This window comes from Bradyrhizobium sp. AC87j1, assembly GCF_002936975.1.
GTDB lineage: Bacteria > Pseudomonadota > Alphaproteobacteria > Rhizobiales > Xanthobacteraceae > Bradyrhizobium > Bradyrhizobium shewense.
Map to the genome: position 1 here is coordinate 36,140 of NZ_PTFE01000018.1, position 25,872 is coordinate 62,011.

General features: G+C 61.5%; 18 protein-coding genes. 11 read left to right on the forward strand and 7 right to left on the reverse strand.

Features of this window, described 5'->3' with window-relative positions; all coding sequences use genetic code 11:
• Positions 1–71: 71 nt before the first annotated feature.
• From CV770_RS12355 to CV770_RS12375, 5 genes are all read left to right on the forward strand, one after another.
• Positions 72–1,175 carry a glycosyltransferase family 4 protein gene (locus CV770_RS12355; RefSeq protein ID WP_104462538.1) on the forward strand — a complete coding sequence of 368 codons (1,104 nt, stop codon included), beginning with the start codon at positions 72–74 and terminating at the stop codon, positions 1,173–1,175.
• A 264-nt stretch (positions 1,176–1,439) separates the two neighbouring features.
• Positions 1,440–2,579, forward strand: a complete 1,140-nt coding sequence (locus tag CV770_RS12360; RefSeq protein WP_104462539.1) for a glycosyltransferase — start codon at positions 1,440–1,442, stop codon at positions 2,577–2,579.
• 118 nt (positions 2,580–2,697) lie between these two features.
• Positions 2,698–4,029 carry a hypothetical protein gene (locus CV770_RS12365; RefSeq protein WP_104462540.1) on the forward strand — a complete coding sequence of 444 codons (1,332 nt, stop codon included), beginning with the start codon at positions 2,698–2,700 and terminating at the stop codon, positions 4,027–4,029.
• A 30-nt stretch (positions 4,030–4,059) separates the two neighbouring features.
• Complete coding sequence (locus tag CV770_RS12370) at positions 4,060–5,337, forward strand: glycosyltransferase family 4 protein (protein WP_091956164.1); 1,278 nt, start codon at positions 4,060–4,062, stop codon at positions 5,335–5,337.
• The gene (locus tag CV770_RS12375) at positions 5,334–6,725 is read left to right on the forward strand and encodes a hypothetical protein (RefSeq protein ID WP_104462541.1); all 1,392 of its coding nucleotides are present in this window, start codon (positions 5,334–5,336) and stop codon (positions 6,723–6,725) included. The genes CV770_RS12370 and CV770_RS12375 overlap by 4 nt, the downstream gene beginning before the upstream one ends.
• A 61-nt stretch (positions 6,726–6,786) precedes the next feature.
• On the opposite strand, the gene CV770_RS12380 is transcribed toward CV770_RS12375, so the two are convergent.
• Positions 6,787–7,059, reverse strand: a complete 273-nt coding sequence (locus tag CV770_RS12380) for a hypothetical protein (protein WP_104462542.1) — start codon at positions 7,057–7,059, stop codon at positions 6,787–6,789.
• Between the two features lie 227 nt (positions 7,060–7,286).
• Between CV770_RS12380 and CV770_RS12385 the strand changes: the two genes are divergently transcribed.
• Positions 7,287–11,195 carry a hypothetical protein gene (locus CV770_RS12385; RefSeq protein ID WP_104462543.1) on the forward strand — a complete coding sequence of 1,303 codons (3,909 nt, stop codon included), beginning with the start codon at positions 7,287–7,289 and terminating at the stop codon, positions 11,193–11,195.
• Positions 11,196–11,455: 260 nt separating this feature from the next.
• Positions 11,456–12,592, forward strand: a complete 1,137-nt coding sequence (locus CV770_RS12390; RefSeq protein WP_104462544.1) for an acyltransferase family protein — start codon at positions 11,456–11,458, stop codon at positions 12,590–12,592.
• Between the two features lie 24 nt (positions 12,593–12,616).
• Here CV770_RS12390 and CV770_RS12395 read toward each other — a convergent pair whose 3' ends face one another.
• Positions 12,617–13,978 carry a polysaccharide pyruvyl transferase family protein gene (locus CV770_RS12395; protein WP_245453745.1) on the reverse strand — a complete coding sequence of 454 codons (1,362 nt, stop codon included), beginning with the start codon at positions 13,976–13,978 and terminating at the stop codon, positions 12,617–12,619.
• A gap of 19 nt (positions 13,979–13,997) precedes the next feature.
• A complete protein-coding gene (locus CV770_RS12400; protein ID WP_104462546.1) occupies positions 13,998–15,455 on the reverse strand; it encodes a lipopolysaccharide biosynthesis protein in 1,458 nt (485 codons plus the stop codon).
• Between the two features lie 220 nt (positions 15,456–15,675).
• On the opposite strand from CV770_RS12400, the gene CV770_RS12405 reads away from it, so the two are divergent.
• Positions 15,676–16,821, forward strand: coding sequence for a glycosyltransferase family 4 protein (locus tag CV770_RS12405; protein ID WP_283811305.1), 1,146 nt, complete (start codon positions 15,676–15,678; stop codon positions 16,819–16,821).
• A gap of 21 nt (positions 16,822–16,842) precedes the next feature.
• On the opposite strand, the gene CV770_RS12410 is transcribed toward CV770_RS12405, so the two are convergent.
• From CV770_RS12410 to CV770_RS12425, 4 genes are read right to left on the reverse strand one after another with little or no spacing between them, the layout of a single operon-like run.
• Entirely contained in the window at positions 16,843–17,934 is a 1,092-nt protein-coding gene (locus CV770_RS12410) for an acyltransferase family protein (RefSeq protein ID WP_091956171.1), read from the reverse strand.
• Complete coding sequence (locus CV770_RS12415) at positions 17,931–19,037, reverse strand: acyltransferase family protein (protein ID WP_091956172.1); 1,107 nt, start codon at positions 19,035–19,037, stop codon at positions 17,931–17,933. The genes CV770_RS12410 and CV770_RS12415 overlap by 4 nt, the downstream gene beginning before the upstream one ends.
• A gap of 9 nt (positions 19,038–19,046) precedes the next feature.
• Positions 19,047–20,384: a hypothetical protein gene (locus CV770_RS12420; RefSeq protein ID WP_104462548.1), complete on the reverse strand. Its 1,338-nt coding sequence runs from the start codon at positions 20,382–20,384 to the stop codon at positions 19,047–19,049.
• Between the two features lie 7 nt (positions 20,385–20,391).
• Positions 20,392–21,594, reverse strand: coding sequence for an acyltransferase family protein (locus CV770_RS12425; RefSeq protein WP_104462549.1), 1,203 nt, complete (start codon positions 21,592–21,594; stop codon positions 20,392–20,394).
• Between the two features lie 701 nt (positions 21,595–22,295).
• On the opposite strand from CV770_RS12425, the gene CV770_RS12430 reads away from it, so the two are divergent.
• The 3 genes from CV770_RS12430 to CV770_RS12445 all read left to right on the forward strand — a co-directional run bounded on the left by CV770_RS12430 (position 22,296) and on the right by CV770_RS12445 (position 25,844).
• The gene (locus CV770_RS12430; protein ID WP_018323195.1) at positions 22,296–22,790 is read left to right on the forward strand and encodes a hypothetical protein; all 495 of its coding nucleotides are present in this window, start codon (positions 22,296–22,298) and stop codon (positions 22,788–22,790) included.
• A gap of 32 nt (positions 22,791–22,822) precedes the next feature.
• Complete coding sequence (locus CV770_RS12435; protein WP_104462550.1) at positions 22,823–25,054, forward strand: Wzz/FepE/Etk N-terminal domain-containing protein; 2,232 nt, start codon at positions 22,823–22,825, stop codon at positions 25,052–25,054.
• Positions 25,055–25,556: 502 nt separating this feature from the next.
• Positions 25,557–25,844 (forward strand): hypothetical protein, encoded by a 288-nt coding sequence (locus CV770_RS12445; RefSeq protein WP_091956176.1) that lies wholly within the window; start codon positions 25,557–25,559, stop codon positions 25,842–25,844.
• Positions 25,845–25,872 lie beyond the last annotated feature (28 nt).

Consider the following 25,872-nt stretch of genomic DNA (forward strand, 5'->3'; position numbering starts at 1 on the left):
CTTTGCGGTTCGTCCCCCGCCTGCTTGTTGCAGGGTCGGCCCGGACTCCGATCAACCATTGTGGTAGCCAATTGAAATTCTTCATCAACGGCCGCTTTCTGTCGCAAAAGCTCACCGGCGTTCAGCGTTATGCCGCCGAGATCGTCAAGGCGATCGACGTGCTTTTGGCGTCGGAGCAAACTCCCGCCTCGCTACGGAACGCAGACTGGCAGTTGCTGACGCCCGTGGATGCAAGCGAGCAGCTCCAGCTGGAGCGAATCAAGATTCACGCCGTCGGCCGCTTGCGCGGGCACGCCTGGGACCAAATCGACCTGGCGCGCGCCGCTGCGGGAGGCCGCTTGATCAGTCTCGCCAATTCCGGCCCCGTGTTCCATCGCGACCACATTGTGGTGATCCACGACGCACAGGTCTTTCGCAGGCCCGACTTCTTCAACTGGCGCTATCTGGCAGTTCACCGAACCATGGGCCGGCTGCTCGCCCGGCACGCAAGCATCGCAACCGTATCGGCCTTTTCGCGCAAAGAGCTTGCCGAGGTGCTGAATCTGTCAGCAACGGCGATCCCGGTTTTCCCCAATAGCGCCGAACACTTCGCCAGGACGAAGCCTGATCCCGACATCATTGCCCGGCTCGGCATTCGGCCGCAGAAGTTCTTTCTCTATGTGGGCTCCAGAACCAAGAACAAGAATCTTTCGGTCGCGCTCCGTGCCATCCAGCTGCTCGACCGGACTGACGTTCCCCTGGTCATCGTCGGCGGCGACAACAGCAAGGTCTTTCAAGACAATTCGGGCGAAGGCGCTGCCGGCCTGCTGCTCGCCGGGCGTCTGACGGACAGCGAGATCGCCGCGCTCTATGCGCATGCATCGGCGTTCGTGTTTCCCTCGCTGTATGAAGGCTTCGGCGTGCCGCCGCTCGAAGCCATGATCTTCGGTTGCCCGGTCATTTGCTCGACGGCCGATGCGGTCGTGGAGACGTGTGCCGACGCCGCTGCGTATTTTGACGCCAATGATGCCGAATCGTTGAAGCAACTGATGCTCGAAAGATTGGCAATCGGCGCCATCTCCGATCAGGAGCGCCGGCGGCAGCAGGAACGCGTTGCGTTCTTTTCGTGGCAAAAGTCGGCGAAGTCGTTGCTCGATCATCTCACACCATCGGCAAACGTTGCCAGCGCTGCTTGAAGTTCGATGCACTTCGCTTATCGCGCGCATCGGTTTTCGCACAAACAATTTGCAACTGGCTGCAACTCGCGCACGTCCGCATGGTTCCACGAAATGTTTTCGTTCTTCCTATGACAATCGTGCGCGCAAAGAGCTTGGCGCAACATCACCACATCGCTGCCCCAATATCGCTACGTATTCGAGGAACTGTCTCTCGCACTAGCGAACTCAAAACAGGGATACAGGATGTCCGGCTCTCCAACGCGGCCCTACGGAAGGCAAACGATGAAAGTGCTGCACATCGCCGAGACGATCCGGGGCGGGATTGCCAGCTACCTGAACGAGTTGCACCCACAGCAACAGGCGAGCTTCGGTACCGGGAACGTGCACTATGTCGTGCCGTCGGATCATCGCCGCGATCTTCCGGCGATCGATGACAACCAGATTACGACGTTCGAACGATCCGGCCGCGGCATCGCCGGGCTATTCCAGATGTTGCGCGCAAGCATGCAAGCGCTGGATGCTTTTCGTCCTGATGTCGTCCACCTGCATTCCTCGTTTGCAGGCCTCGTGCTGCGCCCGGCGCTGGCCGCCCGCTCCGACGGTCCGCGCGTCGTCTATTGCCCGCACGGCTGGGCGTTTTCACGCGAGACCGGCCGCCTCAGTCATCTCGTGACGAAAGCGGCGGAGAACCTCCTCGCCCGTACGTCGGACCGAATCATCTGCATCTCGAGCGACGAGTTCAACGAAGCCGTTCGCGCTGGAATTCCCGCCGAGCGCCTCACCCTCGTCCATAACGGCATCTCGAAGAGCCGCACGCCGCAGCCTGTCGCGGCCGACTGGACGTCCAAAAAGGTCAAGGTGCTGTTCATTGGACGCCTGGACCGCCAGAAGGGCTTTGATCTCCTGATCGAAGCGGCACGCTCGCTCGAGGATGTGCTGGAGATCCGCATGATCGGCGCCTCCGTCGTCAACAAGTACGAAGGTCCGAGCGTCCCGTCCAACGTGTCCCTGCTGGGCTGGCTCGATCGCCCGACCATCGAGACCCAGCTCGAGGCTGCCGACCTCGTCGTGATCCCATCACGATGGGAAGCCTTCGGCCTCGTTGCCCTGGAAGCGATGCGCGCGGCCAAACCCATCCTGGCGTTCCGCAGCGGAGCATTGCCCGAGATCGTCGTCGATGGCGTGACCGGCGTGCTTTGCGAGCCCGTCGCGGTCCAGCCGCTCGTCGACGGTTTCCGGCGAGCACTCGATCTCGACCTCAAGGTGCTGGGTCAGCGCGGTTACGACCGGTTCAAGCAGTTTTATGACGTTCAGAAGACGCATGGGCAATTGCAGCAGGTCTATGCCGAGCTGCTCCATGACGACCGGACACCGATCGACGCGAAGGCGGGGCTGCAGTCGGACCTCTCCAAGAATTTCTGATGGCTGGGCGACTCGACGTTCACACTTGCCCTCGCAGATGCAGGAGATCGCGATGGCGATGTCATTGACCGGACTGGGTGTCACCGCGAACGCAGCACGCGCGAGCATGAACTAGCCGATGATATTCTCACGCATCTTGGTTCGCGGCAGCTTCCGCCTCGCGGGCCTCATCGCATCGATTTTTCTGCCGGTCTCTGTCTGCGCACAGCAGGCGCAGCCGCTCGATGCCCGATTCATGCTGGGCGTCGGCACCCATCAGGGGCTGGGTGGCCCGGTGAGCGCGCGCGGATACGTTCCTTCGGAAAACGTCGCGCAGATCAAGCAGCTCGGCCTCAACGCCTTCCGCGATGATTTTCCCTGGTCCGATTTCGAGGTGGGGGGACGCCGGATGGGCTTCACGCCCAGGCTCGGCAGGCTCGAAGCGCAAGTCAGATCCGGCGTCGCGCGCCCCCTCCTGATCCTTGCGTTCGGTCATCATCTGGTTCCGAATTCCTCGCCACCGACAACCGATGAGGCCCGGCAGCGGTTCGCCGATTATGCTGCTGCGGCGGCGCAATCGGTCGTGGCACAGCATCCGGTCTTCGAACTCTGGAACGAATGGAATCTGGCGGCGAAGAAGGATCCGGCGTTCTCGCCGGAGAACTATCTGGCGCTCGCCGAGGCCGCGCGGCCGGCGGTGAAGCGCGTTGCACCGCATGCGCCTTTCCTGGTCGGAGCTCTCGGCGACGATCCGGGCTGGACATGGACTGAGAAGATGCTGCGAACCGGCATTCTTCAGCATGCGGACGGTGCTTCGATCCATCTCTACAATTTCTGCATGGGCCCGAGCAAACGCACGTCGGCCGAGATCATCGACCGGCTCACGGCGTTTCACCGTATGGTCGGCCAGGCCAGCGGAAATCCTGACTTCCCGATCTATGTCACCGAGACGGGCTGGACCACGGCCACCAACAAATGCGGCGTCAGCGAGCAGGCCCAGGCCGACAATACCGCGCAGCTCATCCTGTGGGCGTCGACCGCGACACGCTGGCTCAAGGGCATGTGGCTCTACGAGCTCAAGGACAGTGGAAAGAACCCGTCGGAGCTGGAGGATAATTTCGGACTCTATCGTTTCGATAATTCGCCAAAGCCGGTTGCCTGCGCGGCCCAGGGGGCCTGGGCCTTCATTCGCCCCAGCCTGAGTGCCGAGCGCCGCGAGCTCGCCAGCGGCGTCGTGTCGATCAATGCATCGACGGCTTCCGGCGGCAGAGTTGCGGTCTGGTCCGAGGCCCCGGACCGACGTTACGAGATCCGGCTCAAGGGCGATCAACAGGGCGCAAGCTTTGCGATGCCGTGCGACCAGGCGGCAAGGCCTGCGTCCGGGGTCTGGATCCCCGTTTCGAGCACACCGGTTCTGATTGCAGCCAATGACAGTGCCGTTCCCGCCCTGGAGATAAGGCCGGCGCGGTAGACGCGATTTTGCAGACATGAGGTTGACGCGATGAAAGTTCTTTTGACGTCCACGCTTTATCCGACGCCTCAGGCCCCAAAGATCGTCGGCGGCGCGGAGATCTTCGCCCGGCGCTTCGCCGAAGGCCTGGTGCAGCGCGGTGACGAGGTGGAAGTGATTCGGGCCGCATCCACGCCTCATCAGGCTCCGGAAACCTGCGACGGCATCAACGTCTATTCCGCGCCGGTGCGGAACGTGTATCTGCCCTTCACGGAGCAGAAGAACGTCGCGCTGCGTAGCATCTGGCACGCGGTCGACGACTGGCAGATGCAGGCCCCCCTGATTGCGGAACGCATCCGGGCCTTCAAGCCGGACGTGCTGCACTCCAACAATCTGTCGGGACTCACCACCGCGGTCTGGCGCGTTGCCGCCCAGCTCGGGGTCCCCGTGCTCCATACGCTTCACGACTATTACCTGACCTGTCCGCGCTGCTCCCGCTTCGAGAATGGACGGTCCTGCGAGCACACCTGCACGAGCTGCGGAATTCTGAGCTTTCACCGCAAGCGCGCCACGCATTGGCTCAGCGCCGTGGTCGGCGTGAGCGAGCGCGTCCTGTCCATTCATACCGACATGGGCATGTTCTCGGAGACGCCGATCCGCACCGTGATCCGCAACGCCTCGACCGAGCCGCCGCAGGAGCCCTACCCCCGCCCCATCTGCACCACGGAAGTGACGTTCGGGTTCATCGGCCGTCTCACGGAGGAAAAGGGCATCGAGAACTTGATGCGCGCCCTGGCCCTGCTGCCCAGGGATCGCATCCGCATGTTGATCGCCGGACGGGTCAGTGACGAGGAACAGCGACGCCTGAGGACGCTCGCGCCGGATGCGCGAATTGAGTTCATGGGCTTCGTGGCGCCGGACGATTTCTACAAGCAGGTCGACGTGGTGGTCGCGCCCTCCATCTGGCACGACCCCGGTCCGCTGGTCGTTGCAGATGCCAAGGCGGCGGGCAGGCCGCTGCTCGGAACGCGCTTCGGCGGCATGCCCGAGGTCATCGAGCACGGGATGACCGGCTGGCTGACCGAAGCCGATCCACAATCCCTCGCCAGGAGCATGCTCGCGGTCGCAGCCGATCCGCACAAGATCGACGAGATCAGCCGGCGCCTGATCGCCGATACCAACAAGTGGATATTCTCCGACGTGCTGTCATCATACAAGACACTGTATGAACAATTGCGCGAGCAGCGGATGTCGCACGTCCGCGCAGCAACGGCCGAAGCGCCACACGGACCGTCCGTCGTCGGCAAGGAGCGCCTCATTCCGCGATGACACGCCTCCTCGCGATGGCGGGCTACGTCTATCAGAGCGCCGCGGCGATCATCCTGATCTTCGCGATCAGCCATCTGTTGCCCGCCGCCGACTACACCAACTTTTCCCTCGCGCTGGCCTCGAGCCAATTGCTCTGCGTCCTGATGTTCGAGTGGCTGCAGCTGGCCGGATTGCGGTTTCTGGCGGCAGCCAAAGAGAACGAGGCGGCGCGGCTGAGGTGGTCGCTGTTTGCAGCAGGCCTGTCGAGCGCAGCCGCGCTCGTCGTGGTCGGGAGCTGCGCGTCTCTGGCCAGCGTGCTCCCGACCGGGATCGTCGCGTTGGGCCTCGGCATATCCGTGCTTCAGGGCCTAACGGATCTCTACTTCCTGTCGGTCCGCCTGTCCGACCGGCTGGGCATCGCATCCTTTCTGCTTGCGTTGCGTGCCACCGCCCTTCTGATCGGAGCCGCCGCGGGCGCGATGATCTCGGGAACAGCGGAAGCGGCGCTGCTCGGTATTGCCTCGGGTCACGCCCTCGGCCTTCTCGCCGGCCTGGTCGCCTATCGCACCCCGATGGAGCGCGTCTCGCTGCAGGCGATGCTGGCCGACTGGAAGGATTTCTCCCGCTACGGCATGCTCGCGGCGGGCGCGTCCGTCATCCATCTGTCGGTGCCGGTGCTGCTCCGTGTCATCGTCCTCGGCCGGCTGGGCGCGACCGGGGCCGGGGCCGGCTTTTCGATTGCGCTCGACCTCCTGCAACGTCCCTTCTGGGTCCTCAATGCCGCGATCCACACCGTGAGCTATCCCGAAGTGGTCAACGATTTCGAACACGGAGGCAGCGCAAAGTCGGTGCAGTCGGCGCGGCGAATGTTCGAATTCATGATCTGCACGACCCTCGTGCTGCTCGGTGGTCTCATTGGATTCATTCCAGATGCCGCCCGTATCCTGGTGCCGCAGGCGAGCCTGGATGGCTTTCTGGAGACGGCGCCAACGGTCGCCGCCTTCTATTTCCTGCACACCCATTTGCAGGCGACGATCGCGGTCGTTCCCCACCTCGAGAAGCTGGCGACCAGGCTCGTCGTCGTCGCGGCCAGCCAGCTCGCCCTCGTCGTGTCCTTCGCCGTGGTCGCGGTATCGACCGGCCTTTCGCCGCGAGCGGCGGTTAGCTATGCTTCGCTCGCCACGCTCGCGACCATACTGGTCGCACTCGGTCCTACGCTGCGGTTTGAGGCGTTGCCGCGCTGGCCGTTGGTCATGCAGGCGGGGGTGGCCGCAATCCTGATCGGATCGCTCGGTTCGATACCGACGGAGCCCGCGGCATGGCTGGCCGGCAAGATCGCGATCGCCGCGATTGCAACGGCGGTCATCGGATGGCGCGGAGATTTTCTGATGCTGGCCCGCCGCGGCTGATTGGTCGCACCACGTACGAAGCAGATCTGGTTCGATACGGAACCGGGCTGCATGGTCTTGATCAGCAGATCCCGCGGCGAACGCTGCACCATCCCTGAGCAACCACAACCATTACGAGTAAATTGATTGGTTTAACCGCCCATGGAAGCGGCATCTGCGAACTTCCCGTGCAGGAAAGCGCGAGCTGCGCGAGAAATGAGACGAAGATACTTCGATTGACGGCCAGCGAGAAAATGTCTTGCTGCTCCTTGCCGACCTCGCGCGCCGCGAGCGCGCCGACCGCTCGTTCAAAATCTATCATATAAAATCCAGTTCGCGCGGCCTGCGCATACATTCAGCAGTGCAAATCGCGAAAATCTTGAAAGCGCCTTCCTCACGCCATGCTGCCCGGGCATCGCATCAATATTCTGCTGCAACACAGAGCAAGTCTGTTCCTGCACAAGGAACCTCGTTTCGCTCACGATTTGTAGCTTCCATTTTTATCTGAAATTCACACTCGCCAGAGAAGCTTGAACGCAATCCCTGCGAGCAATTTCGTTCGCGCTGAAACTCGAGTGTACAATGTCCGATCAAACCATCCTGTCCGCCAGCGGCTTCATCGACTCCATCGGCGTCAACACGCACGCCGGCTTCGGCTGGACCGGCTACAACAATCTCGCGCTCATGGTCGATGACCTCGAGTATCTCGGCGTCACCCATCTCCGCGACGCCATGGGGACCAGCCCGGCCGCGCAACCCGTGGTCGAGGGGCTGGCCGCTGCCGGCTACAAGTTCGACTTCCTGGTGTCGTCCGCCTTGCCCCAGACCGGCACAACCGGGCTGCAGAACTACATCGCCTCGCTTCAGAAGTTCGCGGCGAGCCACCCCGGCAGCATCAGCGCCATCGAAGGGCTCAACGAGGCCAATCACCAGCCTTTCAGCTACAATGGCAGCTCGAGCCTTTCCGCCGCAGCTCAGTTCCAGAGCGCGCTCTATCAGGCCGTCAACGCCAACGCCGCGCTCGGCAGCATCCCCGTCTACAATCTGTCACTGGCCTACAACGATCCGCAGGGTTACAGCCAGCTCGGCAACATGTCGGGCTCGGTCGACTACGCCAACGCCCATGCCTATGTCAGCACCAGCCTGACGACCAGCAGTTCGATTGCGGCGACACTGAGCGCAGTGATGACCGCGGCACCGGGAAAGCCGGTCGTCATCACCGAAACCGGCTACACCACGCAAGCCAACACTCAATATCTCGGCGTCAACGAGACGGTGCAGGCCAAATCAATCCTGAACACCCTGGTCGATGCCTACAAGGCCGGCGTCAGCGCGACTTATCTCTACGAGCTCTTCGACCGCGACTCCTCCGCCGGCAATACCAATCCCGAGGCCAATTTCGGACTGTTCAATTCCGACGGGACGCCGAAGCTCGCCGCCACCGCCATTCACAACCTGACGACCATTCTGGCGGACGACGGCAAGGGCAGCCTGCAGCCGACTGATCCGTTGAACTACACCCTGAGCAACATGCCAGCCACAGGCAACAGCATGGTGCTCGGCAAGAGCAACGGCGCCTACGAGCTCGTCGTGTGGGCGGAGCCGAAGCTCTGGAAGGACGCCAACGACACCGAGATTTCCAATCCGACCGAGACCGTCACGGTGAACCTTGGCGGCGTGCATCATTCGGTGAAGGTGTACGACACGCTGACGGGGACCACGGCGATCGCCAGCTACACCGACGTCAGCACGATCACCATCCCGGTCAGCGATCACCCGCTGATCATCGAGATCGACGCGCCTCCGACCACCACGACTCCGCCGGACACAAGGACCAGTGTCAGCGGCACCGCCGCCGAGATCGTGCCGCAACTGTCCGACCTCAGCGACTCCACGGCCCTGCAGACCATCACGCTGACCGACTCCCACGTCCTGCCGGTCGCCTCGAAGGCGACCATGGACTACATGATCGCCCATTACGGCAGCGCCCTCTCCAAGATCCAGGGCGGCTACTCGTTCTCGGTGACGAACTCGGCTGCGACCTGGAGCAGCACGAAGACCTATAATTCCAGCGGAACGCTTGTGTCGAAGTCGGACACCGGCCTGAATGCGAGCGGACAGCCGACCTCGACCACCGTCGCCTACACCGATGGTTCCAAGGACCTGATCAGCTACACCGGCGGCGTGAAGACGAAATTCGTTCATGTCGACACCGACGCAACCAGGACCACCGACACCTACAACACGGCCGGAACCCTTCTGAGCGAAGTCGTCCAGAAGTCCGACGGCTATTACTCCACCACGCTCTACACGAGCGGCGTGAAGACGGCCGCCTACGTCAAGAATGCCGACGGCTCGCAGGACAATTACACCTACGGCATCACGGGCAAGAGCTTCACCACCCAGGTTCAGCACCTCGATGCATCCGGAAAGGTCACCTCGGTGACCCGCAGCCATGCCGACGGCTCGCTGGACTCGACGCAGGTCTACAACGCCGACGGCAGCAGCGTGATCACCACGTATAGCGCCACCGGCGTCAAGCTGGTCGAGACCGCCTATCATGCCGACCACAGCAAGGACGTCTGGACCTACAACATCACGGGCCAGAACTACGCGACCGAGCACGACGTCTACAATTCGACCGGCTTTCTCACCAGCCTGACGCGGCTGCACACCGACGGCAGCCTCGCCTTCAAGCTTACTCAGACGACCGACGGCACCAAGACGACCGATTGGTACAATGCGGCCGGCAGCCTCACCAGCGAGGTGATCCAGAAGGCCGACGGCTTCTCCTCGACCACGCTCTACAACAACGGCGTCAAGACCAACGCCTATGTCAAGAATGCCGACGGCAGCCAGGACAATTACGCCTACGGCATCACCGGCCAAAGCTACACCACGCTGATCCAGCACGTCGATCCGTCCGGCAAGGTCACCGCCGTCACCCGAAAGCATGCCGACGGCACGCTCGACTATACCCAGGTGATCAACGGCGACGGCAGCAGCGTCGTCACCAATTATGATTCCGCGGGAACGCGGACCAAGGAAACCGACTATCACGCCGACGGCAGCAAGGACGTTTTCCTCTTCAACATCACCGGCCAGACCTACACGACCGAACACGACATCTACGATGCGACCGGCTTCCTCACCACGCTGATTCGCAAGCACGCCGACGGCAGCATGGCGTTCAAGCTGGTGCAGAGCGCCGATGGAGCCAAGACCACGGACTGGTACGATGCCAGCGGCGTGCTGACCAGCGAGGTCGTCCAGAAGCCGAGCGGTTACAGCTCGACCACGGTGTACACCAATGGCGTGAAGACCGCGGCTTACATCACCAACGCGGACATGAGTCACGACAACTACAGCTACAACATCACCGGGCAGAGCTATACCACGCAGTATCAGCACCTCGATCCATCGGGCCAGACCACCGAGGTGACCCGCTGGCATGCCGACAACTCGCTCGACTATACCCAGGTCGTCAACAGCGACGGCAGCAGCGTGGTCACCAACTACGATGCATCAGGCGTCAAGAAGACGGAAACCGACTACCACGCCGACGGGTCGAAGGACGTCTTCCAGTTCAACGTCGTCGGCCAGAACTACACGAACGAGCACGACAGTTACGATTCGACCGGCTTCCTCACCGATATTGTTCGCACCCACGCGGACAACAGCCTGGCCTTCACGCTGGAGCAGAGCGCCGACGGCACCAAGACCTCCGACTGGTACGATGCCAACGGCGTCATCACCAGCGAGGTGACGACCAAGAGCGATGGTTACAGCTCCACGACCGTCTATGCCGGCGGCGTGAAGAGCGCTGCCTACATCAAGAACGCCGACGGCACATCCGACAACTGGAACTACAACATCACCGGGCAGTCCTATACGACCCAGCATCAGCACCTCGATGCCTCGGGCAAGATGGTCGAGCTCACCCGGACCCACGCCGACGGCACTCTGGACTATACCCAGGTCATCCATGACGACGGCAGCAAGCTGACCGACATCTACAACAGCTCCGGGACCAAGACCCAGGAGATCGCCAACAACGTCGACGGCTCGAAGGACGTCTTCCTGTTCAACTTCAACGGACAGACCGGTACGACGCAGCACGAGAACTACAACTCCGCCAGCGCGCTGCAATTCTTCGATCAGAGCAAGGCCGACGGCACTCACAATGTCACGGCTGTCGCCGGCGGCGTGACGATCCAGGGCGGGGCCGGCAATGACGTGTTCTCGGCCGCGCCAAACTCGACCACGGTCGCCTACGATCATGGCCAGGACCAGATCCTCAACTTCCAGGCCGGGGACGGCACAACTCATGACGTGGTTCAGATCTCGAAGCTCCTGGCTGCGGATTACAGTCATCTGCAGATCACGCAGTCCGGCACGAATGCGCTGATCACATTTTCGGCCAATGATTCGATCCTGCTGAAGAACGTGTATGTCAGCAGCCTGACGAGCCACGATTTCTTGTTCGTCTGAGCGCGGCGCACTGACGACAGGACGCATCAATGTTGACACGGGCCGGGACCAGCCAAGGTCCCGGCCCGCTCATTAGGCGCCTGCCTCATCAAGAGGCAGAGTTGGGACAATGAAGTCGTTCCCTTCCCGGGAAAGATGGTCTCGAGGAACTCAAGGCCGATCGATCCGCGATCACGCCACCTCCGCCGCTCCATCCAGCGAACTTGCGTCACAATTCGTCTCTAGAAGCGAGACGAACCGCGCAAGGACTCCGAGGCCCGATGGAAGCAAGTGAAGCAAGACGTTTTGTCGTTCTCGACTTCTACCGCTTCGTCGCCGCGCTCGGGGTCTTCATCTTCCACCTGAAGCTGATCGACACGGGCATTTCGCCGGCCTGGAACGGGTCCTACGGCCTGTTCGTGGACATGTTCTTCATCCTGTCCGGCTTCGTGATCTCCTATTCCTACCCGTCCGATGCACGTGGCGTGGCGGCCTATTCCCGGTTCATGATCCGGCGTATTGCGCGGATCTATCCGCTGCATCTGCTGAGCTTGCTCATCTTCGTGGTGCTCATCGGCGTCGGCCTGGAGCGCACGGCTCGCTCGACCCCGCTGGACTTCCTGTACAACCTTCTGCTGCTCCAGGCGTGGGGCGTCACCGACCATCTCAGCTTCAACTCGCCGTCCTGGTCCATCAGCGCGGAGTTCTTCTGCTATCTGGTCTTTCCGCTGCTGATGCTGCTTGCCCGCAAGGTTCAACCGATCGTGCTCGGCGCGATCGTGGCCGCGCTCTATCTGGTCCTTGCCCACGGCCATTTGCCGCTCTGGCAGGAACGGTCGCAGATGTATGGCGCCAATTTCGACTACGGGATGCTCCGCGCGCTGCCGAGCTTCCTGAACGGTATCCTGCTCGCCATTCTATTCCGGATGTCGCATCCCTACCGGCACAAGCGGATGATCTTCGCCGGCATCGGCACGTTCGGCCTCTCCGTGCTCGTTCTCAACGTCTTCGCCAAGCCCGACCTCGCCATCCTGCTGTTCTCCTGCGCCATCCTGCTCACTGCGGTCGGCGAAAGCGCCTTCAAGGAGTTTCCGGGCGCCCGCCTGCTCGGACGGCTCGGCAACACCTCATATGCGATCTACATGCTGCACGATGCCATTCTCATTGCCGTGTTCAAGCCGCTGTGGATCTGGCTCGGACTGCGTCCTGATCAGTTCGGCCTGTTCGCCCTGGCGTGTTGCGCGGTCCTGACTATCGCCGCGGACCGCACCTACGCCTACTTCGAAAATCCGGCGCGGCGCTTCATCAACCGCTGGGCCGACATTGGTGCCACGTCCTCGGGTGCCACGTCCTCGCGCAAGCCGGCCGCAGCCGACAGCTCCGTGCGCTTTGAAAACACCGAGCGGGCGGTCAACTGACGCCTGCCGGCGACATGAGGGCGTTCAGGCGACCTTGCCGCCGGCCTTCTGCACCGTCCGCATCGCGCTCTCGCCCAGTAGCGGTGCGATGTTGGCGCGGGACAGCTCCATGACATCCGGCAGCATCTGACGTACCTTCTCACCGACGGCTTCGTGCGCGCCAAGGAACTGCAGCACGAACTTCTCAAAACTGTCGTCGACCAGGAACTGGGCCGGCGACAGCAACAGCGATTCGCTGACGCCAAAGTGCGCAAACAGGCCCTGGAACTTGTCCTGATAGGTAATCGCTGCGACGGGCGTTCCCTGCCCCAGCGCCGCAATCGCCAGATGCATGCGGCCGGTGATCACGCCGTCGACCAGACCGACAACGGCCTTGATCTCGCCCGCCGACAGCGCCTGATCGACATGATGCACGTGATCGCCGAGCGTTGGCTTCAGGCGGTCAGCCAGTGGCCGCAGGCAATTGTCGTCGGCGATCTCGGGGCGGTAGTCATGAGCGAGCAACAACCAGCTCGCATTGTGCTCGCGAGACAGCCGCTCCATGGCGCCCGCCGCGAGCTCCATCATTCGCCGCAGCTTGGCCGGCTCCGGCTTCCTGAACAACATCGGATGAATGTTGAAGACGAAGACCTTGCGACCCTGCTCGCGCTGTCGTGCGATCGTCGTCGCGATCTGCTTCACTGCGGCCGTATCCGCCCGCGGCGTCAGCATGAACGCCGCATCGGCAACCAGACGGGCGCGTTTCCGCGCGAAATCGTCGAAACGCTGAAGAGATATCGCATCACGCAGATTCAGGACCACGCCCGGGTCCAGCAGCCGGAACACCTCGCGTAGCGCCTTCGCCGGGCGGGAGTTGAAACTGAAGCCGAGCACGCTGACCTTGGCGCCGAATGCAGCCATCAGGTCGGCCACGAGCAGCATGCGCGCGGCATCCACCGGAGAATAGTAGCCGTCGAGCACGTCGGCCCCCAAAACAAGTCCGAAATCCGGCCTGGTGAGCGACAGCTCCTGCGCGACCGTCTCGTATGAGAACGGCTGTCGCCAGAGTTCGAGCGGCTTGAAACCCATCGCGCGCACGTCCGCACTGGCCGCTGCGGTAGCGGTCACGATGTAGACCTCGAGGTTCGGATAGGTCTTCTTCACCTCCCCAGTGGCCGCTTCGATCATCGCCTCATCGCCGCGCGATTGACGAACGCTCCAGGGATCGGAGGGGAGCACGACGAGCCGGCGCGGAGTGTTGCGCGGCGCGGCGTTGACGCCGACGTCCCTCCGGGCGATCTGCCATCTGCGCAGCTCGAGCAGATCGAGTGCCAACGGCGTATTCTTCGCGCTGTTGAGCCAGCCTCGGAGCTGCCTGCGTACGGGCACCGGGATCAGTTGCTTCACGACATCCTCCTCGTCTTCATCAAGCGGTCGCACCGCGCTTCACGACGAAATCAATCAGGGAAAGGAGCTGCTTCCGCCAGAACAGCAAAATGCCTGTCAGATAAGTCGCGCCAAAACAGGACGACAGCAGTCCAATCCGCAAGTACGGGTTCATGCCCGGCGTCGCCTCCCGGCACAGCACGACCGCGCCGTAGGCCAGAGCGATGGCGCAAAGGCATCCCGCAATGGGACGCAGAAACTGACTCCAGCTCAAGCCCAGCAGCCGGAGCGCCAGCGCAAACGTGACGGGGGTCACCACGAGCTGCGAGAACGCGAAGATCGTGGCCAGTTGACCAATGTCGCGCGAGGGAAGCAGGAACATTGCCGGCACGACCGTAGAGAATTTGAGAACGTTGAGCAGAAAGGCGTAGTTCGGCTTGCCCAGAGCGCCAAAATAGGCGCTGTTGACGAACTGCACCGTCTGGACCGCGCCAATCAGCATCAGCGGCCGCATCACCGCTTCGCTGCCACCCCACTTCGCACCGAACAGCAGCAGGGAGAACTCCGGCGCGATCGCCGCGAGGAGCACGAAGACCGGAGATCCGATCAGTGCACCGAGACTGACGCTGCGCAAATAGGCGCCCGCGATGCGGTCCCGCTCGTGCGCGATTTTGGACAAGGCGCTCAGCGCCACGTCCATGACCGCCTGGGTGAGCAACTGCATCAGGATGATGTAGACCCTTGCGCCGACCGTATAGATGCCGAGGGCCGCGACGCCATAGAGCGACAGGATGATCATGTCGATCGTCCGAACGATGGCGAAGTCCAGCAGCCTGTTCAGCAGGACGTGGATGCTGTAGCCGGAGAGTTCGCGAAAGCTCTTCAGGTCGTAGCCGCGCATCGGCAACCATCGCGGTTGGCTCCAGAGCCATAGGCCGCTGATCGCGCTCTGAACGACCACCTGGATCACGAGGCTGAGGGCGCCGAACCCTGCATAGGCACAGGCGATCCCCACGACGCCGGAGATGGCTGTCGCCACCATGGTCCTGACCGCGAGCACCCGAAAATCCATCTGGCGCTTGTAGAGCGCCTCCTGGAACAGGGTCGCGGTGCCGATCGGAAGCGAGAGACTGGCGGCCGTCAGCAGCGGCGCGAGCCCCTTCACGTCGAACCAATGCTCGATATGCGTCGCGAGCAATGCGATCAGAACGGCCAGGAGCACTGAGGCTGCAAACGAACAGAAGAACGGCAGCGTCACATCGGCGGGCTCGAGCGTCCGCCGCTGGATCAATGCATCACCGAAGCCGAATTCCGCGATGGAGCTCAAAAGCAGCAGGATAAAGGCGACCAGCGCCGCGAGACCGAAATCCGCGGGATCGAGCAGCCGTGCCAGCACCAGGAACAGCACGAACGACAATGCGCGGCCGCCCCAATTCTGCGCGAGCGACCAAAACAGCGCCACCACGACCTGATGTTGCCTGCCTCGAGTGACGTTCATCAACAATTCGACCCAATTCCGATCCAGACGACGCGACAATGATGATGACACGCCACCGCTTGTCGCCGCTCACAACGGCGACTGATTGCTCGCTACAATACGACGGAGTGATGGCAATCAGATGAGCGCCATCACGATTCCGATTTAGAGTGGAAGTGAGTTCAAATCGTGGATTACACTCCAATCGCTCTCTGCGATGTGATGCAAAATGGATGCCTTGATGAATTCGCCGGCCCCGCGTTCTCTCCGTAGCTCCAAACGCTTGCGCGTGGCGATTTACGCCCCGCATTTTGCGGAATATTCCTATCGACTCGCTTCGGGATTGGCTCATCATTGCGACGTTAGGCTCGTGCTCAACCGCAAGGACGCCAATCAGCAATGGGAACTGGCCGATATCGCCGTGGCGGCTCCCTTCGAGACCCGGGTTCGCGATTTGAGCCTGCGCCGCGGCGGCGTGATCGGCATCCCCGCCTCTTTCCTCGACATAATTTCGTTTCGTCCAGACGTCGTTCATTGTCACGAAGTTCCGGAGATCTACACGTCCAAGCTGATCCAGTTCCTTCGTCCACTCGGCATTCCCCTGGTGCTGACAGTTCACGATGCTATCCCGCATTCGGAAGGCGGCTCCGGCACCTCGCCACGCGAGGACGGCTGGCGCGGACGCATGCGTGCCGCCGCGTCGATCGTCACGACGCATGGCGAGAGCTGTATTGCGGATTTTCGTCGCGCCTCGCCCGACTTCAAGGGCGGAACGGTCTCAAGCATGCACGGCGTGCTCATGGTTCCGCCGGCCCGAGGTGCGGTCGCTGCGCCTGAAGCCGCACGCATCCTGTTTTTTGGGCGGATGTGGGCCTACAAAGGCCTCGACGTCTTCATCGACGCGATCGACATGTTGGCCAAGCGCGGTGTGGCGCATGAGGCGATCGTCGCCGGGCGCGGCCCCGAGATGACACGGCTCGGCGCGCGGATGGAAGCGATGCCGACGGTCAAGACCATCAACGCCTACATTTCGCCTGCGGACACCGGACAGTTGTTTCAATCCGCCACCGTGGTCGCCTTGCCGTACAAGGATGCAACACAGAGCGGCGTGCTTGCCTCCGCTTACGGCAATTCTCGTCCCGTCGTTGCCAGCGCCACCGGCGGCATACCCGACGTCGTCACCGACGGCGTTAACGGGCTGCTGGTTCCTCCAGGGGATGCCCCTGCATTGGCCGATGCACTCGAACGCGTGCTGACTTCCAAGCCGCTCGCCGCGACATTGACGGATGGCGCACGGCAGACCGCGGCCGGCCTCCTGAACTGGGACCGCATCGCCGAACAGCTGCTGGGATCCTATCGCAAGCTCGCCGGCCGTACCGTAAGCTGACCGCGACGGGCACGCGGTCGCTCAAACCGATTGCCCGACCTTCAACGGTCGAAAGAACATGCCGCGGATCGCGCCGTCCAGCAGGCGCCTCAGCCTGACCTCGATCAGCTCATAACTGATCGCGCTTGCGACCAATGACATCACCAGCCCGAGCACGATGAAGGCAGCCCACAGCAGCCAGCGATCGACGCCGGCGGCGACCAGCTTCAGGCCGATCACCTGCAACGGGAAGAGCACGAAGGGATGCACGAGATAGAGGCTGTAGCTGATCTTGCCGACATATTGCAGGGCCGGGGCGCTCAGAGCCCTGCCAAGGCCGGACTCCGGGGCAAGCACCATGCCGAACAGCAGGAATCCGGGAAGGAGTCCCACGAACGGGTGAAACAGCACGAGGCTCGCATACAGGGCGGCTCCGCAGGCGAGGCCCGCGAGCAGGCCGACCCGTCCGGGAATGGAGATGCGAAACCCGGTGGCGCTGAACAGCATGCCGATGCAGAAGAACGCCGTGATCGGCCAGTGCATCAGGCAGGCCAGACCCAGCAGGATCAGGGGCGCCGCCAGCAGCTTGCCCCCGCCGCGCCACATGGAGAATGTCAGCGCAAACCAGATGTAGAATGCCCACTCATAGGTCAGTGTCCAGGCATTCTGCTGGGCAATGGGCAAGCCAAGCGCGTCCTGCACGAAGAACAGATTGGCCGCGAAAATCCCGAGATAGCTCGTCAGATCGATCCCACGGAAGAACTTGTAGCCGACGATCGGACCTATCGCGAACAGAGCAAGATGCAGGACGACGAACACCGGCATGATGCGCAGGACGCGGTCGAAGAAGAACCGTGGCAGCGAGCCGTGCCGCACCAGGCTCGCCGGGATCAGGAAGCCGCTGATCATGAAGAACAGCTCGACGCCATGCCCGCCGACATTGATCACCGATTGCAGCCAGAGCCAGAGCGGCGGCAGGAAGCCGGGATCCGGGATGTCGTACATGCCTCCCTTCGGCATGTCGTAGAAATGATCCATCAGCACGCTCAGTGCGGCAATCCCCCGAAGCCCCTGGACCGAGGGAACGAACGATCCGTCGTAGGCGGCGCCCGGCTGGTGCAGCGCGTTACTCACTCTGCAGCACCCTGAGTACTGAGGGCGGGCTCGAGAACGACCTTCTTTCGCCGTGCTGATCGGAACCTTTGTCCGAAGGCGATGCTGGGCTTCTCGACGAATGTAAACGTCATCCAGCTGACGAGGATCGACAACGCCAGGATTAGGGTCATGAAGATCGACCATCCGAGCGGCCCATCGCCGAACCAGAAAAGGCGATGGATGAAGACGAGCACGAACGGCGACATCAGGTAGACCGAATAGCTGATAACGCCGACGAATGCCATCGGCCGCCACGCCATTCGCTCACCGAACACGGCAAAGCCGATGAAGACGAGCGCCGCGCAGACATAGGCCGATGCGATCGAATAGCTGTAGAAGAAGTTCTCGTGATATACGCCTCCGAACCGCCGGTCGGCCAGGGTGATGGCGAAGATCGCATAAAGGAGCGTGCAGACCGCCACGTGAGACCATCGCAGCTTTCCGCCGACGACGGTGTCGCGGATGATCTTGCCCAGGAACATCGCCGACAGATTCAGCCCGACCTCCATCACCGAGGAAACCGCCCTGTTCTCCACCAGGAGCGCAGCGGTGGTTCCGACCAGCGCGGCCGCAACGACGATCGTCACCGCCGTGAAGCGTCGGTTCAGCAGCCCCATCGCAAAGAGAATAGTACATCCGACATAGAACAGCAGCTCGATCGCCAGCGTCCAATAGAACACCCAGAGGTTCGGGACGTTCACGAAGGTCTGCAACATCGTCACGTTCGCGGCGATCTGACCGAGCGGATAGATCTTCGAATCCATCAGCTGCATCGTCACGAGCCCGACCACGAGCGAGGTCCAGTAGGCCGGGTAGAGCCGGAAGAAGCGGCTGATCGAAAAATCCCGCACGGGCGTGGCGCTGTCCGGGAAGCTGAACGGAATGACGAAGCCGCTGACGAAGAAGAACAACACCACGCCGAACCGGCCAAAGTTCATGTAGTAGCCGAACAAATCGTGGATGGGCCAGTAATAGGCACCCGTCGGGTGCTTCTCGACGATCACCTCGAACACATGCTGGACCAGGACCGACAACACGGCAATGCCGCGCAGCGTGTCGATGAATGCGAGCCGTTTATGCATTATTCGTTCTCACCTGCTTCCGCTCGCCGCCGGTATGTCCTGGCGGAAGCCTTCCAATGACGGCATCGGCGGCCGCATGACAATCGGCACGGCGTCGCCCGCCCGTGCGGAGGCCGCGCGGCGCGAAAACACGTCGCTGAAGCTCAATGCGATGATCAGGAGGCCGGACGCCGGGCCGTAATTCAACACCGTGATCGTGAACAGGTTGACGACGAAGATCAGCGTCAGCTTGTACACGTCCGTCGCTCCGAATGTCGCCCTGAACACCATCACCATGAACGCGACGAACGGCAGACCGAACATCAGGTAGGTCCCGATGTAGAAATTGTCGACGGGCACCCAGAAGTGCGCGAGCGGCGAGAACAGCTTCTGCGGATAGTTGAAGCAACCCGCGCCGCAGCCCGTCACCAGACCGATCGGCATGAGCTGGTTCATGTAGACGAACGGCAACTGCCAGCTATTGTTGATGCGATCGACGATGCTGAACAGGGTCGAGTGCGGGACGGCGGCGGTTCCGGAAGCGATCACGATCATGAAGAACGGAACGAAGATCGCGGCAAAGGACCATTGCGCGATGCCCCTGATTGCGGGAAAGCGCGACTTCTCCGGCAGCATACGCACGAACACGAGCAGGAGCAGATAGAGCACGAGGACGATCATCGTCGTCTTGCTCGTGGTCAGCTTGATGACATAGACCGCGAGCGAGCCGAACAGAAGGCACCACGTCGTGCTCTTGCGAATCGAGGTGATCGCAAACGACACGAGAATGAAGAAGGCGGCCATGGTGTTGTCGGCCGCAAAACCCATGAGCCGCTGGTCGTCGCCGCCATAGGCCCACCACAGCCGGCCCGCCTCTCGAACTGCGCCAAAGGACTCATATTTATACCCGACCCAGGGCATGAGGTAGAACTTCGTCAGCAACACCCCGATGACCGAGAGGTAGAAGGTCACGGCGATGACCGATAGCAGCTTCTTGTACGAGCCGAGACTCGAATCACAGAAGCAGAAGCCGACGAACACCGGCAGCATCATCTTGAAGGACGAGATCGCCGCGTTTGCCGTTCCCATCATGAAATAGCCAAGCACGAGCGACAGCATGATCTGGACCAACACCAACAGGGCCATGGTGCTGCGATTGCGCAGGATGCAATGCACGATGAACTGGATCAGACACGCAAGCGCGACCGCATCGGGCAGATACCAGAGCGCATCCATGTGATAGATGCTGGTGTAATAGCGGATCACGCCACCAAAGGCGTCGCGGACCAGATAGACGCCGAGCGCGATCGCCTCGATGCTGAGGCTGATCAGGATCAGCCGCGGCCGTTGCAGTGCGAGGATGCTCATGACCGACTCAGTTCGTCAGCCGCGCCGATGGCGCGGGGGTTCGCGCAAAATCCCGACGGCTTCCGAGCGCATTTCGCATGAACTTGCCGCCGGGAATTTCGATGTAGAGATAAGTGAAGTGCGAGACCGCTAGCACGGCAGCCAGCGAGACGACGAGATTCAGCGTGGCCGGCAGGCCTGCCCAGACCGAATCCAGGGCGGCGATCCGCCCCGCCCCCACTGCCCGCACGAAATATTCAGCGAGTAGCACCACGAGCGCGTGCACCATGTAGATGGAGTAGGAACGTTTCCCGAGCCAGACCAGCGGCCCGGCCACCAGCATCCGCGGCACCAGCAGCGCATCTGGAAAGGCCATCAAACTGCCGAGGAAGATCGCGAACGTCACCGGCGCGAGGAACGTTGCCGCGGGATTGGTCTCCGCCAGGGACACCAGAGCGATGCTCGCGACCATGGCGGCGAACTGCAGTACGCCCTGCACGGCAGGGCCCGGCTTGGCCGGCAGGCGATCGACGATTCTCACCGTCAGCACGCCCAGAAAGAAGCTCACGAAACAGCGCAGGATGCCGAAGTCGGTCTGAAGCCCGAGGCTCCTCTTGTCCAGCACGAAGATGATGAAGACCAGACTGCCGATCGCAAGCGCCCCGCAGAGGACGTAGAACCAGAGCAGGGAACGCAAGCGCTGGGCCAGCAGCACGATCAGGCCAAATACCAGATATGTGTAGAACTCGACGCTGATGCTCCAACTCGGCGCATTCCAGCTGAGATAATCGATGAACCCCATCGAATGCAGCAGCAGGACGTTGAGACCGAAGGAATAGGCATTATTCACTTCGAACGCCGCCGGCGCGGCCACCACGACACCGGCCATGACCAGACCGATCCGCAGGAGGCGAAACAGAAGATTTGCCATCAGCATGACGATGTGCAGCGGATAGACCCGCGCCAGGCGCCGCACCATGAACTCGCGCAGCGAGAAGCGCCCGAAGTCGCTCTCGACGTAACTGAGCGACATGACGATCCCGCTGAGGACAAAGAACAAGTCGACCAGCAGCCAGGAGCTTCTGAAGAACGAGCAATTGATCCACGCATTGTGCGGGAACGCCGCGAGGAATGTCGGCATCAAGAGGAGATGGTGAATCACCACCGACGTCGCGGCGATCCCCCGAATGCTATCGAGCGGCAGGACATGCGCCTTCTCACGATGAACCATCTCCGTCACATCAACATTCCGTAGCTATTGCACCGCAGCAGTGTGTATCAGGTCTTGCGCGCGTTCAATCTCTGCGATCGCGGACTCGCATTCGACGCATGAGGGTCGACGATAATTTCAAAGCTCGCAGATCATTCGGACATGCGAGCGCCAAGTTCACGCCACTTTTTGCTTGAGATCGAAGTGCGTCGGCGCGCAAATCAATTCGGACGTGATGATTGCGAGTATTTGCGTGCAAAGTGTGCGCTAAATTCGGCGCTGTTGCGATCAAGGCGACCGCAAAGTCATTGCTCTATCCCCATGCACGGTGACCCACATATTGCGCTGATAATTTTTTGCAAGCGGGGAACAATGAGTCGCGTGACGACTTGTGTCGGTTTTGCGACGCATGCTCGCGACACTTCGACGTTCAACGCCTCTTATGTTTTCAGTTTGCAACATTCCTAGGCGCCAGCGTGCCGATCTCGCAGGCATTGCATATCTTCATTTTGCAACCGACCGGGAAACAGACAATGCACGCGTTGTCTCGCCGAGCACACGCACGCAGCTTTTGCGCCGCACAAAAATTGACACAGTTGCATGTCAAGTTTCGCGTGTTCTCCTATTGCAACAGGGAGCAAGGGACTCGGATGGGTTGCGGACTAACACGTCGTCTTGCGAGATCGCGATGGCTACCGATCGTCTTGGCATGTTCTGCCTTGATGGTGTCGAGCATCGATGCTTGCCGCGCCCAATGCGTCGAATTTACGGATCGTGCCTCGCAGCTCCAACTCGACACGTTCGTAAAATCGCCCTCCTCGCTTCTGGAGCAGCTGCGCAATGACAAGGAGAAGCTGAGATATCGGCTCGCCACCTTTATCGCCACGAACCCGTCGGTGTTGCCGTCCGTGCAGACCCTCATCTCGGCGTCGACTTCAACCGACCGTTCAGCCATTGGCGCCGCGTTGAGGATCGCCGAAGGGCGGTGCACGTCGACGAAGCCAGACGCTGCGCGCAAGATCAGGGATTTCACGCAGCGGATCGGCGATCTCAACGTGCAAGCAGGTTATTCCGCCGCCGGAGAGGACGCCTCCGGCGCCCAGGCCCAATCGCAAGACAAGGGCCGTGCGCAACCGCCCCGAGGCGGGGCGCTGCTCGACGGCGAGTGGAAGACCAAGCTGGCCAACCCGTTCAAGCCCGTCCCCCTTCCGAATTGATCAGCGATCGTCAAAAGGCAGCGAATTAACAAATGTATCAGCCTAGAGAACATTTCCAGTCGGGCCACAGATTCGGCATCGAATTCGGCGGAGCCGTCCTCAGCTTCGAACGCGTGGCCGATGTCCTGCGCCGGCAATGGCCGATCATCGCGGTGTGCACCGGCGCTTCGCTGGCGCTGGTGTTCGTCTATCTGATCATGGCGCAACCCATGTACACGGCGAATGCCCGCATCATGATGGATACCCGTCAGGCGCAGGTGCTGGACAAGGACAGCAACGCCAACAGCGCCCTCATCGATACCGGATACGTCGACAGCCAGGTTGAGGTCATCAACTCGGACGACCTGATCCTCTCGGTGGTCCGTCGCCTGAAGCTGACGGACGATCCGGAGTTCAACGGCTCCAATCCCGGCGTGCTCTCCATCGTCCTCGGCAAGTTCATGGCGCTGTTCGGCTCCGGAGAGCCGGCCTCGCAGGAGCGGCTCGAGCACGCCGTGGTCGAGCAGGTTCAGAAGAATCTGAGGACGGAACGCGTCCTGACGACCTATGTCTTGTCGCTGAACTATCGCTCGCGAAGCCCTGACAAGGCCGCCAAGATCGTCAACGCCGTCGCCAGCGCCTACCTTGTCGGCGCCCTGGAAGCCAAATATCAGTCCACCAAGCGAGCGACCGAATGGCTTCAGCAGCGCAGCATCGAGCTGAGCGAGCAGGCAACGGCCAGCGACCGCGCCGTGCAGACCTTCAAGGCCGAAAACAACATCGTCGGAACCAGCCGCGGCCTGATGTCCGAACAGCAATTGTCGGACCTCAACACCCAGCTGGTTCAAGCGCGGGCGTCGACGGCCGAAGCCAAGGCCCGGCTCGACCGGATCACCGCGATTTCGGACCAGGACGTCGCACAATCGACGGTGACCGATGCTCTCAACAACTCGGTCATCACCCGCCTGCGCGCGCAATATCTGGACCTCCAGGCCCAGTATGCCGACTGGTCGAGGCGCTATGGCAAGCAACATCTTGCTGCGGTCAATCTGGCCAACAAGATGGAGGAACTGCGCAAGAACATCGCCGACGAGCTGCATCGGATCGGCGACGCCTATCGCAGCGACTATGAGATCGCAAAGAGCCGAGAAGCCTCGCTCGAGAAGAACGTAAAGGAACTCGTCGCCCAAGCCGGCGATACCGGCCAGGCTGCAGTCAAGTTGCGCGATCTCGAAAGCGCTGCCGACACCTACCGCAACCTCTACAACAACTTCCTCGAGAAGCTGCAGAGCGCGACGCAGAACCAGAGCTTTCCGCTCAGCGAGGCGCGCCTGATCAGCACCGCCACCAAGCCGGATCGCAAGAGCTCGCCGCGCACGGTCCTGGCCCTGGTGGGGGGCCTGGTTGGCGGCCTGTGCCTCGGCTTCGGCGCCGCCTTTGCCCGTGAACTGCTCAGCGACGTGTTGCGGACCCCTGGCGAGGTCGAGGACGAGCTCGGCGTGAAGTGCCTCGGAGTCCTGCCGGACATTCGTCCGCCGACGAAGACCGGCGCGTTGCTATCGACGTCCGCGAAGACCGGTCCACCCGATCTGTCCCGCTACGTCGTCGATCATCCATTCTCGCGATTTGCCGAGACGTTGCGCAACATCAAGGTATCGATCGACGTTGCGCGCCTGACCCGCGAGATCAAGGTGATTGGCATCGTCTCGTCTCTTCCCAAGGAAGGAAAGACGACGGTGGCGGCCAACTTCGCCCAGTTGATCGCCCTCACCGGGCATCGCACGGTCCTGATCGACGGCGATCTGCACACGCGCTCGCTCACGCGAGAGCTCGCGCCGAACGCCAAGAGCGGACTGGTAGAGGCGCTCAGCGATCCGGCCAGCCTCGGCTACCATGTGCAGCGAAGCAAGGAAACGGGCCTGGATTTCCTGCCGTCCGTCGTGGCCTCCCGCATGGTCAATTCGGCAGACGTCATTGGATCGAAGGCGATGGCCGATCTGCTCAAGGTGCTGAAAGAGCACTACGAGTATATCGTGATCGATCTTGCCCCGGTGATGCCGGTGGCGGATTCAAAGGCCGTCAGCTTCCTGATCGATGCCATGGTCTATGTAATCGAGTGGGGGCAGACGACACGAAGCGCTCTTCAGGAGTCGGTCTCCGGGTCGGAAGTCCTGCAGAAGAAATTGCTCGGCGCCGTGCTCAACCGCGCCAACCCGAAGATGCTCAAGCGCATCGAGGCGTACAAGGGCAAGCATCACAACAGCTACTACGTCGAGCATGCCTAAAGCATGATCCGGAAAAGTGCGCGGCGGTTTTCCGAAAAGATCATGCTTAAACAACAACCTAAAGCGCGATGACGATTCATCCTAATCGCATCGCGCTTTAGGCGGAGGCGCGGCAGGCCGCGCCCAGCCGAATTGTGGAGACGTCGGGCCCGCTGCCATTTGGCAGCGGGCCAATTTTTTGCGTTCTTCGGAACTATCGCCTGAAGAGGAGCGAGTGCGCCTTCGCGCACGAATGGAGGATTGCGCCGAGCTCACCTCGGACTGCTGAGGCCTCCGTATTCGTCCGGAATCCACAACTTGCAGTTATTGCTCTAGCCAAAAGCAAGGATTGACGAAGGCTGCGATGGCTAGGACAGTGCGCCAATTGGCAACCATTCATCGGCAAGACGAGACAATCCGGTCCTCGATGCTTCAAAATGCTGAAACTTTGGGCATCTTTCTTTCTGGGTTCCCTGAGGCTAACCTCGGCTGATATTTGTCGTTCATTTCCGGCGGGCTCGGAATGCTGATCGTCCTGACGATTTTGACTATTTGGGTTCTGCTCAACATCCTGTTCGTGTTGATCGTGGTTCCCCCACGCAAGCCGCGTCGGCAGCCGATGGCGACGACGCTCTCACCCGCGCCCATCGACCCGAGTCAAAGGGAAATCGAGCAGGACGAACCCTTCTCGATCCGCCATGTCATCGTTTCCGTTGCGATGGGGGCTTTCTTCGTGCTGGTGCCGCCGTTGCTTGCCTTGCGCGACGCGATCATGCGGCTCTTCAGCAGGTCGTCGAGAGACGGAACCTGATCCCCCGAGGATCCGGTTCCGGACAGTG